Origin of the sequence: Phytobacter sp. V69, from assembly GCF_965644215.1 — a bacterium.
Lineage (GTDB): Bacteria > Pseudomonadota > Gammaproteobacteria > Enterobacterales > Enterobacteriaceae > Phytobacter.
Genome location: NZ_CBFFRL010000132.1, coordinates 1 through 13706, shown reverse-complemented (window position 1 = coordinate 13706; position 13706 = coordinate 1). Strand labels below are relative to the sequence as shown.

Genomic DNA, 13706 nt, shown 5'->3' with positions numbered 1-13706 from the left:
TACAGCTCAGCTAAGGTAAGGCTAATACAGCTAAGGACTCCACTGAACCCCACCGATTAAATCGCACCTTCCTTAGTTAAATTAACGCAACTCCCGCATATTATGAGAATACGCGGCGGCGCGATTCTGGCCGAAGCGCACGTGGCGTTACCCTATGTGCAGCGTGCACAATTCAGCGCCGATAAGACCCTGCTGTCGACCTATGCGGCAACAACAATCAATGAAAAAGAGATCATCTTTATTGATGCCGGAACAACCTCTGCCGCGCTGGCACGCGAAATTCCCACGTCGGTTAGCATCATTACCAATTCAATCGAAGTGTTAAGCGAATTAATGGGCAAAAACGGGGTGAATATTTCCATCCTCGGCGGGTCATTCGACGATTATTCCCACGCCATCCTTGGTAATACCACCATTGAACAAATAAAGAACTATCAGGCGGATAAGGCTTTTATTGGCGTCAGCGCGCTGTCAGAGGCCGGCATCACCACCGATACCGAACTGGACGCGCTGCAAAAAATGGCGATGGCAAAGCAGGCCAAAAAAGTCATCTGCATGACGTCGTTTACCAAATTCAATACCCAGGCGATGTACCAGTCCTGCCGCTGGTCTGATATCGACCTCATCATTACCGATAAAACGCCGCCGAAGAACATCCTCAAATTGATTGAAGAAAATGATGTTGAGCTGGTGGTGGTCGGTGAAGACACCCCTGCGTCACGCTAATACCGCGTTGCCATTTTCACTCCTGCAGGATAAGTCCTCCCCTCTTGCCTGGGTTTTTCATCTCTACCCGGGCGAACTAGCATAAACACATCCCACTGACGACTATCGACATCACGGAGTGTTTATGAAAGCCATCGCCATTACCCAGGCCGCGCAGAACGGCAACAACATTGATTTTTTAACCGACATTGAATTACCGACACCACAAGCCGCAGGCCACGATCTGCTGGTGGCGGTGAAAGCCATTTCCGTTAACCCGGTGGACACCAAGGTGCGCGCGGGCTTTAGCGCCGATAAACCTCGCGTGCTGGGCTGGGACGCGACCGGTGTTGTCACCGCCGTCGGCAACAAAGTCACCCTGTTTAAACCCGGTGACGAAGTCTGGTACGCTGGCGCACTGACCCGCCCTGGCAGCAACAGCGAGTTTCAACTGGTGGATGAGCGCATTGCCGCCCATAAGCCTGCTTCGCTGGATTTCGCCTCTGCCGCCGCCCTGCCGCTGACCGCCATTACCGCCTGGGAAATGCTGTTTGACCGTTTAGGCGTCAGTGAGAACGGCAACGAAGGCGACACGCTGCTGATTGTCGGTGCCGCAGGTGGCGTCGGTTCGATCCTGACCCAACTGGCGCGTAAGTTGACTCGTCTGACCGTGATTGGTACCGCATCCCGTCCACAAAGCCAGCAGTGGGTCAGCGAACTGGGGGCGCATCATGTTATCGACCACACGAAGCCGTTAACCGAAGAGCTCGCGCGTATCGGCATTAAGCAGGTAAGCCATGTTGCCAGCCTCAACAACACGGAGCAGCACTATCAGCAGTTGATCAATGCGCTACAGCCGCAGGGGAAACTGGCACTAATTGACGATCCGCAATCCCTCGACGCTCTGCCCTTAAAAGTGAAAAGCATTTCGCTGCACTGGGAATTTATGTTCACCCGCTCAATGTTCACCACCGCCGATATTATTGAGCAGCATCGCTTACTGACTCGTGTTGCCACGCTCATCGACGATGGGGTTATCAAAACCACGCTGGGGGAACACTTTGGGGCCATCAATGCACAAAACCTGCGTAAAGCGCACCAGTTGCTTGAAACGCACCGCGCGGTCGGCAAAATTGTGCTGGAAGGTTTCTCTGCCGGCTAAGGCGCTGTAACTACGCCAGGATTTATCTCAAAAACATGTTCATGCTCAAGCGGATAGCAAAAAAAGCGGTCCGCTTCTCCTGCTGGTCACGTCTTTTGCTTACACTTTTTACCAAAGCATTATTTTCATAACATTTTCGCGGTTGCAGCGTCGCCGGACGGTAGTCGATGATAAGCCCCGCGAAATGAAAAAACCCAAGACACCTGGAGAGATTATGGGTAAAACAAAAATGTTGCTTCTGGGAACACTGTTGGCAACGGCCAGTACGACTTTTGCTGCACCGCAAACCCCGGCGATTACCGGTGGAACCCAGTCTTATGAAGTGAAGGATTTCGTTGCCGATTTCACTAAATTCAATATCGGCGATACGGTGCCGGAAATGTACCGTAGCGAAGAGTACAACATTAAGCAGTGGAATCTGCGAAACCTGCCTGCGCCGGATCAGGGCAGCCACTGGACTTACATGGGTGGGAACTACGTGCTTATCACTGATGCCGACGGTAAAATTTTGAAAGCCTATAATGGCGATATCTTCTACCACCGTTAATTTCAGGAAACCGTATTGATCATTCGTCCCTGGCAAGAGAGCGACCGTCCTTTTCTGCGTACGTTGTTTCTGCGTTCCCGCAGAGCAAACTGGACATGGCTGGACGGCCGCGACTGGCAACTGGAAGACTTTGATGCCGTCACTCTTGATGAAATCATCTGGGTGGCGGAGGACGATGGACACCGGCTGGGCTTTGCCGCCGTGTACGTGAACGACAATTTTCTGCATAGCCTGTTTGTTGACCCGGATGCGCAAGGCAAAGGGGTCGGCAGCGCGCTGCTGAAAAAAGTGCAGTCTGAATTTACCAGTACAGGCTCACTGAAATGTCTGGTGCAAAATCGCCACGCGCTGGCGTTTTATCAGCACCATGGCTGGCATGTCGAAGCGGAAGGCACATCGCCGGACGGGGATTATCTGCTCATGCATTATCGGCTGCCCTGACGGGCAGCCTTCTTGACTTATACCGCGCGAAACGCGATATCACCCGGAATGACTTCACCCTGCCAGTAGAGCTGCGCCGCAACGCGCCCCGCCAGCTTGCGATACAAACCGGTAAACTCGCTGTCCGGACGGCTCACCACCGTCGGTTCGCCACGGTCGAGATCTTCACGCAGGCTGATGTGCAACGGCAGCTGCCCCAGCAATTGCGTGTGGTACTGCTCGGCCAGTTTCTCTGCCCCACCGGTACCGAAAATCGGCTCGTGATGACCACAGTTGCTGCAAATATGCATGCTCATGTTTTCCACGATACCCAGCACCGGTACTTCCACTTTCTCGAACATCACGATGCCTTTTTTGGCGTCAATCAGCGCGATATCCTGCGGCGTGGTGACCACCACCGCCCCGGTCACCGGAATGTTCTGCGCCAACGTCAGCTGGATGTCACCGGTACCTGGCGGCATATCGAGCACCAGATAATCGAGATCCGGCCACATTGACTCCTGCAGTAGTTGTAGCAGCGCCTTGCTGGCCATCGGGCCGCGCCAGACCATGGCGTTGTCGTCAGTCACCAGATAGCCAATGGAGTTGGTGGCAAGGCCGTGCGCCATGATCGGTGCCATGTGGGTGCCATCCGGCGAGGTCGGACGCTCGCCTTCCGCGCCCAGCATCATCGGGATCGACGGGCCGTAGATATCCGCATCAAGGATACCGACCTTCGCTCCTTCCGCCGCCAGTGCCAGCGCCAGGTTCACCGCGGTGGAGGATTTCCCCACCCCGCCTTTACCTGAGCTGACGGCAATGATGTTCTTCACACCGTTCACACCAGGCTGGTTTTTCACCCGTTTCAGGGTGGCAACGCTGTGGGAGAGCTTCCAGTCGATCGCTCGCGCACCCGTCAGTCGCAATAACTCGGCACTGCATTGCTCTTTCAACTCTTCAAACGCACTGCGCCAGACAAACGGCATCACCAGTTCGATATGCACGGTGTCATCCAGCCAGGCAACATGATGAACCGCCTTAAGCGCGGTAAGATTATGCTTGAGGGTTGGGTGCTGAAAATTGGCCAGCGTTCCGGCGACGAGCGCACGCAAGGCTTCCGGGGATTTGGCCTGGGATTGAGAGTTCATCCCGACTCCTTGTTATGTTGTACTAAAAAGACATTGTTAAGGTTCAAGTTTACTCCACTGTCACCCATTTTTCATTTCTCAATAGTGCCCAATACGGGGCGGGCTTTTATGGCACAACTTTTCCCTTTCAGGTAACATCAAAACCCCTTTTTACTAAAGAAGAAGTAATACCCACTATGACTCAAGTCGCGAAGAAAATTCTGGTAACGTGCGCACTGCCGTACGCCAACGGCTCAATCCACCTCGGCCATATGCTGGAGCACATCCAGGCTGATGTCTGGGTCCGTTACCAGCGAATGCGCGGCCACAATGTCAACTTCATCTGCGCGGACGATGCTCACGGCACGCCGATTATGCTCAAAGCGCAGCAACTGGGCATCACCCCGGAGCAGATGATTGGTGACATGAGTCAGGAACACCAGACGGATTTCGCTGGCTTTGACATCAGCTATGACAACTACCACTCCACGCACAGCGAAGAGAACCGCGAGCTGTCGGAGCTGATTTACACGCGCCTGAAAGAGAACGGTTTTATTAAAAACCGCACCATCTCTCAGCTTTACGATCCGGAAAAAGGCATGTTCCTGCCGGATCGTTTTGTGAAAGGCACCTGCCCGAAATGTAAGTCTCCGGATCAGTACGGCGATAACTGTGAAGTGTGCGGCGCGACCTACAGCCCGACTGAGCTTATCGAGCCGAAATCCGTGGTGTCCGGCACTACGCCTGAAATGCGTGACTCCGAACACTTCTTCTTTGACCTGCCCTCATTTAGCGAAATGCTGCAGGCGTGGACCCGTAGCGGCGCACTGCAGGAGCAGGTGGCGAACAAAATGCAGGAGTGGTTCGATTCCGGTCTGCAACAGTGGGATATCTCCCGCGACGCGCCCTATTTCGGTTTCGAAATCCCGAACGCACCGGGCAAATATTTCTACGTCTGGCTGGATGCGCCTATCGGCTACATGGGCTCGTTCAAAAACCTGTGCGATAAACGCAGCGACCTGAATTTTGACGACTGGTGGAAAAAAGACTCCGACGCCGAGCTGTATCACTTTATCGGTAAAGACATCGTCTATTTCCACAGCCTGTTCTGGCCAGCAATGCTGGAAGGCAGCAACTTCCGCAAGCCAACCAACCTGTTTGTTCACGGCTACGTGACGGTGAACGGAGCGAAGATGTCCAAATCGCGCGGCACCTTCATTAAGGCCAGCACCTGGCTGAACCACTTCGATGCGGACAGCCTGCGTTATTACTACGCAGCGAAGCTCTCTTCCCGTATCGACGACATCGACCTGAACCTGGAAGATTTCGTTCAGCGCGTTAACGCCGATATCGTCAACAAGGTGGTGAACCTGGCATCCCGTTGTGCCGGCTTTATTGCCAAGCGTTTCGACGGAGTGCTGGCGGCAGAACTGGCGGATCCGGCACTGTATAAAACCTTCACCGATGCCTCTGCCACAGTTGCAGAAGCATGGGAAAGCCGTGAATTCGGTAAAGCGATTCGCGAAATCATGGCGCTGGCCGACGTGGCCAACCGTTATGTTGACGAGCAGGCACCGTGGGTTGTGGCGAAACAGGAAGGCCGCGATGCGGACCTGCAGGCGATTTGCTCCATGGGCATCAACCTGTTCCGCGTGCTGATGACCTGGCTGAAACCGGTTCTGCCGACCCTGAGCGAACGCGTTGAAGGCTTCCTCAACACCCCGCTGGAATGGGATGCTATCGAACAGCCGCTGCTGAGCCACAAGGTGAATACCTTCAAGGCACTGTATAACCGCATCGAGATGAAACAGGTTGATGCGCTAGTTGAAGCATCGAAAGAAGAAGTGAAAGCCGCTGCCGCACCGGTTACTGGCCCGCTGGCCGATGACCCGATTGCAGAGACCATCAGCTTTGACGATTTCGCCAAAATCGACCTGCGCGTGGCGCTGATCGAAAATGCAGAATTCGTTGATGGCTCTGACAAACTGCTGCGTCTGACGCTGGATTTGGGCGGCCAGAAACGCAATGTCTTCTCCGGCATTCGTTCCGCTTACCCGGACCCGCAGGTGCTGATTGGTCGCCTGACGGTGATGGTCGCGAACCTGGCGCCGCGCAAAATGCGTTTCGGTATCTCCGAAGGCATGGTGATGGCCGCAGGTCCTGGCGGGAAAGATATCTTCCTGCTGAGCCCGGATGAGGGCGCACAGCCTGGGCAACAGGTTAAATAAGCCACTGAAAGGCGCTGTTAAAACAGCGCTTTTTTTTTATTGCACTATTCTTCAATGGACAGGACATTTCAACAAAAGGGGCATTATGAACATCTTTAAAAAACTTCTCGCCGTTGTGCTGACCACTCTGGTGTTATTCGCCGTCAGCGGTTGTGGTGATAAAGAAGAGAGTAAGACGTTTAACTGGACGGATGGCAAAACCGAGATATCGCTGACCTATTACTACAAAGACGACGTGGTGTTACGTCAGACGGCGAAGAATAAAATTCAGTACGCCAGTCTGGGAGCAGCCAATAAAGAGGCGGCGATGCAGCGTCTGGGGCCGATCAGCGAAAAATACAAAGCGATTCAGGGCGTGACGGAAAGCATCGATTATCAGGATACCTACGCGACGGAAACCTTGACCGTCGATTACACCAAAGTCGATCGTGACGCGCTACAACAGGTGCAGGGTGCCGCGTTCACCGGTGACGTGAAAGATGGCGTCAGCATGGCGAAATCACAGCAGCTTCTGGAAGCACACGGTTTTAAAGAAGTGAAATGATACAGATGCCAGCGCGCGGCTCTCGTGCGCTGGCAGGGTCTTTACTTCGCAGCCGGCTTCGCGTGTTCACGCACCGCCAGTCCACGCAGGAAATAACGCAGGAACTGATCGCCGCATTCGCGGAAATTTTTGTGCTCAGTCGCTCTCATCATGGCGGTGATTTCCGGCATGGAGACGCGGAATTTCTGCTCGGTGAGGATCGCCAGAATATCGTCCGTTTTCAGCGAAAACGCGATGCGTAATTTCTTAAGGGTGATGTTGTTCGTCATCTTACGCTCGGTCACCAGCGCAGGCTGGGATTCATCTTTGCCGCGACGCTCGTAGATTAAACCATTGAGGAAGACCGACATCATAATGTCCGGGCAGCGCTGAAAGCCGTCCTCTTCTTCTTTGTGCAACCAGCCGACAAGCTGCTCGTCGCTCACCGGGGCGTCCGCCAGCGCAAAAATACGCTTAAGGTCGCCGTTATTCATTTTCAGTGCGTAGCGCAGGCTACGTAAGATATCGTTATTGAGCATAAAGCCTTCGAAAAAATCATCGTAAGCGCGCAGTCTACCATCAAACGCTACAACCCCAGCGCTTCTTTTAGGTTCTTAAGATAGCGGCGACTCACCGGCACGGTTTGCCCGTCACGCAGCAGCAATTCGGCCTGGCCGTTATCTTCCAGGCGAATTTCTTTAAGGTGCGCCATATTCACCAGATATTGTCGATGGCAGCGCAGCAGCGGCGTACGGCTTTCCAGCGTGCGCAGGGTCAGCTCGGTGAAGCCCTCTTTGCCATCGTGGCTGGTGACGTAGACACCGCTCATGCGGCTGCTGACGAAAGCAACTTCATCCATCTGCAGCAGATAAATGCGGCTATGCCCGGTACAGGGAATAAATTTCAGCGAGGCCTGGTTTTCCGGCAGTACCGACACATCCTGGACATTGCGCTCCTGGCGTAGCCGGACGAGCGTTTTCTCCAGGCGGCGCGCTTCAATCGGTTTTAGCAGATAGTCAAACGCGTGTTCCTCAAACGCCTTCACCGCGTATTCATCAAAGGCGGTCAGAAAGACCACATACGGTCGGTGTTCCGGGTCGAGCATGCCCACCATCTCCAACCCGCTAATGCGCGGCATCTGGATATCAAGAAACAGCACGTCCGGGCGCAGTTTATGCACCGCACCAATGCCTTCGACCGCGTTGGCGCATTCGCCCACGATCTCAATGTCGCTCTCTTCCTGCAGTAAGATCCGCAGATTCTCCCGCGCCAACGGTTCATCATCAACAATCAGCACTTTTAACATGCGCTTTCCTCCAGCGGGAGTCGTAGGGTAATTCGGGTAAAGATGTCAGGCTCGCAGGCAACCGAAATGCCGCATCCATCGCCAAAACGTGCGCGCAGGCGCTTATCTACCAGACTCATCCCTAAACCGCTGGCATCTGTTTTGGGCTGATACAGCCCGGCATTATCTTCAATATCCAGCACCAGATGATCACCGTCCTGGCTGGCATTGATGGTTATCTCCCCCACTCCGAGCAGTTGCGATGTGCCGTGCTTAATGGCGTTCTCCACAATGGGTTGCAGCGTAAAGGCCGGTAAATGCAGATGCGCAAGCGCGTCCGGCACGTGCAACTGCACATGGAGCCGCGACTGAAAACGCGCTTTTTCGATCTGCAAATAGGCATTCACATGCTCTATCTCATCGGCAAGGGTGACGATTTCCGACGGGCGCTTGAGGTTTTTACGAAAGAAGGTCGACAGATACTGCACCAGCAATCCGGCCTGATCGCTGTCGCGACGAATCACCGCCATCAGCGTATTCAGGGCATTGAACAAAAAGTGGGGATTAACCTGCGCATGCAGCAGTTTGATTTCCGATTGGGTCAGCAGCGCTTTTTGCCGCTCGTATTGTCCGGCAAGGATTTGCGCCGACAGCAACTGGGCGATCCCTTCACCCAACGTGCGGTTGATGGAGCTAAACAGACGGTTTTTCGCTTCATACAATTTGATGGTGCCTACCACGCGCTGGTTTTCCCCACGCAGTGGGATCACCAGCGTCGAACCCAGTTTGCACTGAGGATGCAGCGAGCAACGGTACGGCACTTCGTTACCATCGGCATAGACCACTTCGCCGCTGTCGATAGCCTTCTGCGTCCAGCCGGACGAAATGGGCCGCCCTGGCAGATGGTGGTCGTCTCCCGCGCCGGTAAACGCCAGCAGTTTTTCGCGATCGGTAATGGCCACCGCACCAATATCCAGCTCTTTATAAAGGACCTGGGCGACCTTCATGCTGTTTTCTTCGTTGAAGCCCTGACGCAAAATCCCTTCCGTCGACGCGGCCACTTTGAGCGCGGTGGCAGAAAACGCCGAGGTATATTTTTCAAACATCGCGCGCTTGTCGAGCAAGATACGCATAAACAGCGCCGCGCCCACGGTGTTGGTCACCATCATCGGCGCCGCGATACTTTGCACCAGGTGCAGCGCGCTGTCATAGGGGCGGGCGATCAGCAGGATTATCAGCATCTGCGTCAGTTCCGCCACGCAGGTAATGGCCCCGGCGGTGAGCGGATTAAACACCCGGTCGGTGCGGCCACGTTTAATCAATATGCTGTGCACCAGCCCACCGAGCAGCCCTTCCACAATAGTAGAAATCATACAGCTTAGCGCCGTCATGCCGCCCATAGAGTAGCGGTGCAATCCGCCGGTTAATCCAACCAGCCCACCGACCAGCGGCCCGCCGAGCAGGCCCCCCATCACCGCACCAATTGCGCGCGTGTTGGCGATAGAGTCTTCAATATGCAAACCGAAATAGGTGCCGAGGATGCAGAAAATCGAGAAAGTGACGTAGCAGAGTAGCTTGTGCGGCAGGCGCACCGTGACTTGCATCAGTGGGATAAAAAGACGTGTTTTGCTCATCAGCCAGGCGATAACCAAAAACACACACATTTGCTGGAGTAGCAGCAAAACCAGATTGAATTCGTACATGCCCGCAGCACCGCTCTGACTGAAAGCGCGTACCTTACATGGAGTCGCGCAGAGATTCTTTGAAGGTTTCCAAAAAAATGTTAATTCGTGCTCATTATCACAAACCTTAACGCATGATGATACGAAAGAGATACATTTCGAACAAAAAACAAACGATTTATCCTGGGTCAGGTAAAAAAGACTAAAGTTGAAGTGGGGGATTTCTTGCAAAGGTGAAACCATGGCACTTTACACAATTGGTGAAGTGGCGATGTTATGCGATATCAATCCCGTGACGTTACGGGCATGGCAACGACGCTATGGATTGCTCAAACCACAGCGCACGGAAGGCGGACACCGGTTGTTTACCGACGCCGACATCGACCGGATTCGCGAAATAAAGCGTTGGATCGATACGGGTGTGCAAGTCAGCAAAGTGCAGACCCTGCTGAACAAAGAACCCGAAAGCGAACGCAATGGCTGGCGCGCACAGCAGGAAGTGGTGCTCCAGTATCTGCAAAGCGGCAACCTGCAACGGCTGCGGCTGTGGATCAAAGAGCGCGGTCACGACTACCCGGCAGACACTCTGGCTACCCACCTGATTATCCCCCTGCGCCGCCGACTGCAATGCCAGCAGCCCGCCTTGATGGCGATGCTCAGCTTGCTCGATGGCGTGTTGATTAACTATATTTGCGGCTGCCTGAATGCCGCGCGTAAAAAAAACGGCCGTGATGCGCTGATCGTTGGCTGGAATGTGCAGGACACCCCGCGACTGTGGCTGGAGGGCTGGATGGCAAGCCAGCAGGGCTGGCGGGTCGACGTACTGGCTCATTCACTAAGCTATCTGCGACCCGAGATGTTCGAGGGACAGACGCTGCTGGTCTGGTGCGGTGAAGCCCCCTCGTCAGCACAGCAAAAACAGATGCATGACTGGCAGCAAAGTGGACTGGCCGTTTTCCCCCTCGGCATTTAATGGTTCATTAACAGCCCCGCTTCCTCGTATAATACTTTTCTTAACAAAGGAGCGAAAAATGAACCTGTCCAAAATTACCGTCATTGCAATTTTTCTGCTGATGGCGATCGGTGGCATCAGCGGCGTGATGCTCGCGGGCTATTCCTTTATTGTTCGCGGCGGTGTTGGCTGAATAGCCGGGCGAGACGCTCGAACCCCCGGTCAACAATAATCGCGGCCAGCGCCACCAGAACGGCGCCCTGCACCACGTAAGCCGTATTAAAACCGCTCAGGCCGATGATGATCGGCGTGCCCAGCGTGCTGGCCCCGACCGTAGAGGCAATGGTCGCTGTACCAATGTTGATAATAACGGACGTGCGGATCCCGGCGACAATCACTGGTGCGGCCAGCGGCAGTTCAACCTTGATAAGCCGCTGCAGGCTGCTCATTCCCATCCCTTTTGCCACGCTTTGAACGCTCTCCGGCACCGCGGCAATCCCTGCCAGCGTGCCCTGCAATATCGGCAGTACGCCATAGAGAACCAGCGCAATAATGGCCGGTTCGCGGCCAAATCCCATCACCGGTACCGCAATAGCCAGTACCGCCACGGGCGGGAAGGTCTGGCCGACGGCGGCAATGCTCTCGACCAGCGGGCGAAACTCTCGGCCCCAGGGGCGCGTCACTAAAATGCCAGCCCCCAGTCCCATCACAATCGCCAGCAGACTCGATACTCCCACCAGCCAGAAATGGGCGAGCGTCAGGGCAACAAAGCTTTCCTGCTGATACACTGGTCGCGGCAGTTGGGGAAACAGCGCGCTAAAGAGCGCTCCGCTGTAAGGCATCGCCACCAGTAGCGCGACAAAGACAGCGATCAGCCAGAGCAGCGGGTCACGCAGATGTCTCACTCAGCGCCTCCGTTCTGAGCAGGTCGCGAAAATGCAGCGTGCCGCAGGGCACACCCTGCGCATCGGCAACCGGCAGCACGTCACACTGGCGGGCGACAAACTGCGATAGCGCTTCACGCAGTGTCATGTCGTCACGCAACGGTTCCCCTTCTGCCGTTTCACCCACCCGCATCCAGGCGCTAACCTGGCGCAGTGAAAGCAGGCGCACGCCCAGCTCGCTGCGGCCAAAAAAGTCGCGTACAAACGGGTTTGCCGGGCGCGTCAGCATCTCCAGCAGCGTTCCCTGCTGCACGATCGCCCCGCTGTCCATCAACACCAGGTGATCCGCCAGTTGCAGCGCTTCGTCGATATCATGGGTGACCAGCACAATTGTGCGTCCTAGCAGACGGTGGATACGGATCATCTCCTGCTGGAGGGCACCACGCGTAACCGGATCCAGCGCGCCAAACGGCTCGTCCATCAGCAACACTTCCGGGTCCGCTGCCAGCGCGCGGGCCACGCCGACGCGCTGCTGCTGGCCACCGGAAAGCTGGTGTGGAAACCGGTCGCGCAGGCTGTCATCCAGCCCCAGCAGGGCCATCAGTTCGTCCACCCGCGCGGCAATCTTGCCCCGCGACCATTTTTGTAATTGCAGTACCGTGGCGATGTTCTGGGCCACCGTCCAGTGCGGGAACAGGCCTATCGACTGAATGGCGTAGCCCATCCTGCGGCGCAGCTCCAGCACCGGCAGGCTGCGGATCTCCTCTCCGGCAAATAAAATGGTGCCTTCATCATGCTCCACCAGACGGTTGATCATTTTCAGCGTGGTGGATTTTCCGGATCCCGAAGTGCCAATCAGCACGGAAAACGCACCGGTTTTACACTCGAGATTCAGATCGCTCACCGCCTGCTGCCCGGCGAACGATTTGCTGACATGCCTGAATTTAATCATGGCTGTTTTACCTCCAGCAGCGCGATACCCAGCGCAAAGAGTGCGTCCACGACCACGGCCAGGGCAATAACCGGGATCACACCCAAGAGCACCAGATCCAGTGCGCTACTTAAAAGCCCCTGAAACACCAGCGCGCCAAAGCCGCCTGCACCAATCAACGCCGCGATCACCGCCATGCCCACGGTTTGTACCGTCACCACCCGCAGGCTGCGTAATAAGATGGGCAATGCCAGCGGCAGACGCACATGTATAAAGCGCTGGCGGGCGCTCATGCCCATCCCCCTGGCGCTTTCCAGCACATCCACCGGCACCTGATTTAACCCGGCCACCACCCCACGCACCAGCGGCAGCAGTGCATAGAGCACAAGCGCAATCAGCGCAGGCGTGATGCCGGTTCCCGCTACGCCGAGTGTTCCAAGCCAGGGGAACTGCGCCACCAGCCCGGCCAGCGGCGCAATCAACAGGCCAAACAGCGCCACGGAAGGCACGGTCTGAATCACATTCAGTAAGGTAAACACCGGATGCTGACGCGCCGGATGACGATAACACCACAGCCCGATACCCACACCCAGCACCAGTGCAGGCAGCAACGTACCGAACAGCAATTTCAGATGCTGCGCCAGCGCATCGTTAAAGACGACCTGCCGGTTGGCATACTCTTTTAGCAAGGAAAGCGTATCCAGTTGCCCGCTCAGCAGCATCCACAGGGGAAGTAGCCAGATTTGCGCATGCAGCAACCAGCGCCAGACCGGATTGACGCTGAATCGCCGAATGGCATCGCTGCTGGCCAGTAACGACAGCGCCAGCCACAGCCACAAGCCGCTACCGGGCGAGGTGCGGGCGAGCGCACTGCCTGACTGCACCAGATCGCTTGCCGCCCTGCCCGCGCACCAGACTAATACGCAAAAGGATGCCTCGGCGACCAGCAGCGTGGCCAGGTTCGCAAGGCGTCCGGGAAGGAAACTCAGCAGCAATAACAGCGCGGGCGCAAGCAATCCCCAGGCGGCAAATTCGGGCCAGACCTGCCAGATTGCACGACTTTCCCCGGAGACCAGGCGATTAGGGGCATAATTCACGAAGGGCAGTGCCGTTGCCGCCAGCGCCAGTAACGCCAGCAGCAACAACACGCGGTTATGACAACGTCGCTCCACGTTTATTTAATCAGCGCGAATTCAGATAATAAGTGCAACGCTCGGACATGATTGTGGAGAGTGTAGGAGGAAGGGTTAACTACCGATA

General features: G+C 55.5%; 15 protein-coding genes. 8 read left to right on the top strand and 7 right to left on the bottom strand.

Annotation, left to right across the window (positions count from 1 at the left end; genetic code table 11):
- Positions 1-102 precede the first annotated feature (102 nt).
- The 4 genes from ACSZPU_RS17415 (at position 103) to ACSZPU_RS17400 (ending at position 2855) form a co-directional block, all read left to right on the top strand.
- Positions 103-726 carry a DeoR/GlpR family DNA-binding transcription regulator gene (locus tag ACSZPU_RS17415; RefSeq protein ID WP_499001305.1) on the top strand — a complete coding sequence of 208 codons (624 nt, stop codon included), beginning with the start codon at positions 103-105 and terminating at the stop codon, positions 724-726.
- Between the two features lie 124 nt (positions 727-850).
- The gene (locus ACSZPU_RS17410; protein WP_499001303.1) at positions 851-1867 is read left to right on the top strand and encodes a zinc-binding alcohol dehydrogenase family protein; all 1017 of its coding nucleotides are present in this window, start codon (positions 851-853) and stop codon (positions 1865-1867) included.
- Positions 1868-2081: 214 nt separating this feature from the next.
- Positions 2082-2414: an RcnB family protein gene (locus ACSZPU_RS17405; RefSeq protein ID WP_499001301.1), complete on the top strand. Its 333-nt coding sequence runs from the start codon at positions 2082-2084 to the stop codon at positions 2412-2414.
- Positions 2415-2429: 15 nt separating this feature from the next.
- Positions 2430-2855 carry a GNAT family N-acetyltransferase gene (locus ACSZPU_RS17400; RefSeq protein ID WP_499001299.1) on the top strand — a complete coding sequence of 142 codons (426 nt, stop codon included), beginning with the start codon at positions 2430-2432 and terminating at the stop codon, positions 2853-2855.
- A gap of 17 nt (positions 2856-2872) precedes the next feature.
- Here the strand turns inward: ACSZPU_RS17400 and apbC are convergent, their stop codons facing one another.
- Positions 2873-3982 carry an iron-sulfur cluster carrier protein ApbC gene (apbC, locus tag ACSZPU_RS17395; RefSeq protein ID WP_499001297.1) on the bottom strand — a complete coding sequence of 370 codons (1110 nt, stop codon included), beginning with the start codon at positions 3980-3982 and terminating at the stop codon, positions 2873-2875.
- Between the two features lie 176 nt (positions 3983-4158).
- On the opposite strand from apbC, the gene metG reads away from it, so the two are divergent.
- Together metG and ACSZPU_RS17385 are read left to right on the top strand one after the other, a co-directional pair.
- Positions 4159-6189 carry a methionine--tRNA ligase gene (gene metG / locus ACSZPU_RS17390; protein WP_499001295.1) on the top strand — a complete coding sequence of 677 codons (2031 nt, stop codon included), beginning with the start codon at positions 4159-4161 and terminating at the stop codon, positions 6187-6189.
- A gap of 85 nt (positions 6190-6274) precedes the next feature.
- Complete coding sequence (locus tag ACSZPU_RS17385; RefSeq protein WP_499001292.1) at positions 6275-6733, top strand: YehR family lipoprotein; 459 nt, start codon at positions 6275-6277, stop codon at positions 6731-6733.
- A 41-nt stretch (positions 6734-6774) separates the two neighbouring features.
- On the opposite strand, the gene ACSZPU_RS17380 is transcribed toward ACSZPU_RS17385, so the two are convergent.
- The 3 genes from ACSZPU_RS17380 to ACSZPU_RS17370 are packed head-to-tail and all read right to left on the bottom strand — an operon-like array spanning position 6775 to position 9700.
- On the bottom strand, positions 6775-7251 hold the full coding sequence (locus ACSZPU_RS17380) for a YehS family protein (protein ID WP_499001289.1): 477 nt from the start codon (positions 7249-7251) through the stop codon (positions 6775-6777).
- 47 nt (positions 7252-7298) lie between these two features.
- A complete protein-coding gene (gene btsR / locus ACSZPU_RS17375) occupies positions 7299-8018 on the bottom strand; it encodes a two-component system response regulator BtsR (RefSeq protein ID WP_499001286.1) in 720 nt (239 codons plus the stop codon).
- On the bottom strand, positions 8012-9700 hold the full coding sequence (locus ACSZPU_RS17370; RefSeq protein ID WP_499001284.1) for a LytS/YhcK type 5TM receptor domain-containing protein: 1689 nt from the start codon (positions 9698-9700) through the stop codon (positions 8012-8014). The genes btsR and ACSZPU_RS17370 overlap by 7 nt, the downstream gene beginning before the upstream one ends.
- 220 nt (positions 9701-9920) lie before the next feature.
- Here ACSZPU_RS17370 and mlrA point away from each other — a divergent pair, with 220 nt between their 5' ends.
- The gene (gene mlrA / locus ACSZPU_RS17365) at positions 9921-10652 is read left to right on the top strand and encodes an HTH-type transcriptional regulator MlrA (RefSeq protein ID WP_499001283.1); all 732 of its coding nucleotides are present in this window, start codon (positions 9921-9923) and stop codon (positions 10650-10652) included.
- Positions 10653-10710: 58 nt separating this feature from the next.
- On the top strand, positions 10711-10824 hold the full coding sequence (locus ACSZPU_RS17360) for a protein YohO (protein WP_437887538.1): 114 nt from the start codon (positions 10711-10713) through the stop codon (positions 10822-10824).
- Here the strand turns inward: ACSZPU_RS17360 and ACSZPU_RS17355 are convergent.
- From ACSZPU_RS17355 to ACSZPU_RS17345, 3 genes are read right to left on the bottom strand one after another with little or no spacing between them, the layout of a single operon-like run.
- Positions 10799-11536, bottom strand: a complete 738-nt coding sequence (locus ACSZPU_RS17355) for an ABC transporter permease (protein WP_499001280.1) — start codon at positions 11534-11536, stop codon at positions 10799-10801. The two genes, ACSZPU_RS17360 and ACSZPU_RS17355, sit on opposite strands and share 26 nt — an antisense overlap.
- Positions 11520-12467: an ABC transporter ATP-binding protein gene (locus ACSZPU_RS17350; protein WP_499001278.1), complete on the bottom strand. Its 948-nt coding sequence runs from the start codon at positions 12465-12467 to the stop codon at positions 11520-11522. The genes ACSZPU_RS17355 and ACSZPU_RS17350 overlap by 17 nt, the downstream gene beginning before the upstream one ends.
- On the bottom strand, positions 12464-13618 hold the full coding sequence (locus ACSZPU_RS17345; RefSeq protein WP_499001275.1) for an ABC transporter permease: 1155 nt from the start codon (positions 13616-13618) through the stop codon (positions 12464-12466). The genes ACSZPU_RS17350 and ACSZPU_RS17345 overlap by 4 nt, the downstream gene beginning before the upstream one ends.
- Positions 13619-13706: the final 88 nt, after the last annotated feature.

Coding starts and splice junctions, on each gene's coding strand:
- ACSZPU_RS17385 (WP_499001292.1), top strand. CDS start 6,275: ATGAACATCTTTAAAAAACTTCTCGCCGTTGTGCTGACCACTCTGGTG.
- ACSZPU_RS17410 (WP_499001303.1), top strand. CDS start 851: ATGAAAGCCATCGCCATTACCCAGGCCGCGCAGAACGGCAACAACATT.
- metG (WP_499001295.1), top strand. CDS start 4,159: ATGACTCAAGTCGCGAAGAAAATTCTGGTAACGTGCGCACTGCCGTAC.
- ACSZPU_RS17405 (WP_499001301.1), top strand. CDS start 2,082: ATGGGTAAAACAAAAATGTTGCTTCTGGGAACACTGTTGGCAACGGCC.
- btsR (WP_499001286.1), bottom strand. CDS start 8,018: ATGTTAAAAGTGCTGATTGTTGATGATGAACCGTTGGCGCGGGAGAAT.
- apbC (WP_499001297.1), bottom strand. CDS start 3,982: ATGAACTCTCAATCCCAGGCCAAATCCCCGGAAGCCTTGCGTGCGCTC.
- ACSZPU_RS17360 (WP_437887538.1), top strand. CDS start 10,711: ATGAACCTGTCCAAAATTACCGTCATTGCAATTTTTCTGCTGATGGCG.
- ACSZPU_RS17350 (WP_499001278.1), bottom strand. CDS start 12,467: ATGATTAAATTCAGGCATGTCAGCAAATCGTTCGCCGGGCAGCAGGCG.
- ACSZPU_RS17370 (WP_499001284.1), bottom strand. CDS start 9,700: ATGTACGAATTCAATCTGGTTTTGCTGCTACTCCAGCAAATGTGTGTG.
- mlrA (WP_499001283.1), top strand. CDS start 9,921: ATGGCACTTTACACAATTGGTGAAGTGGCGATGTTATGCGATATCAAT.
- ACSZPU_RS17415 (WP_499001305.1), top strand. CDS start 103: ATGAGAATACGCGGCGGCGCGATTCTGGCCGAAGCGCACGTGGCGTTA.
- ACSZPU_RS17380 (WP_499001289.1), bottom strand. CDS start 7,251: ATGCTCAATAACGATATCTTACGTAGCCTGCGCTACGCACTGAAAATG.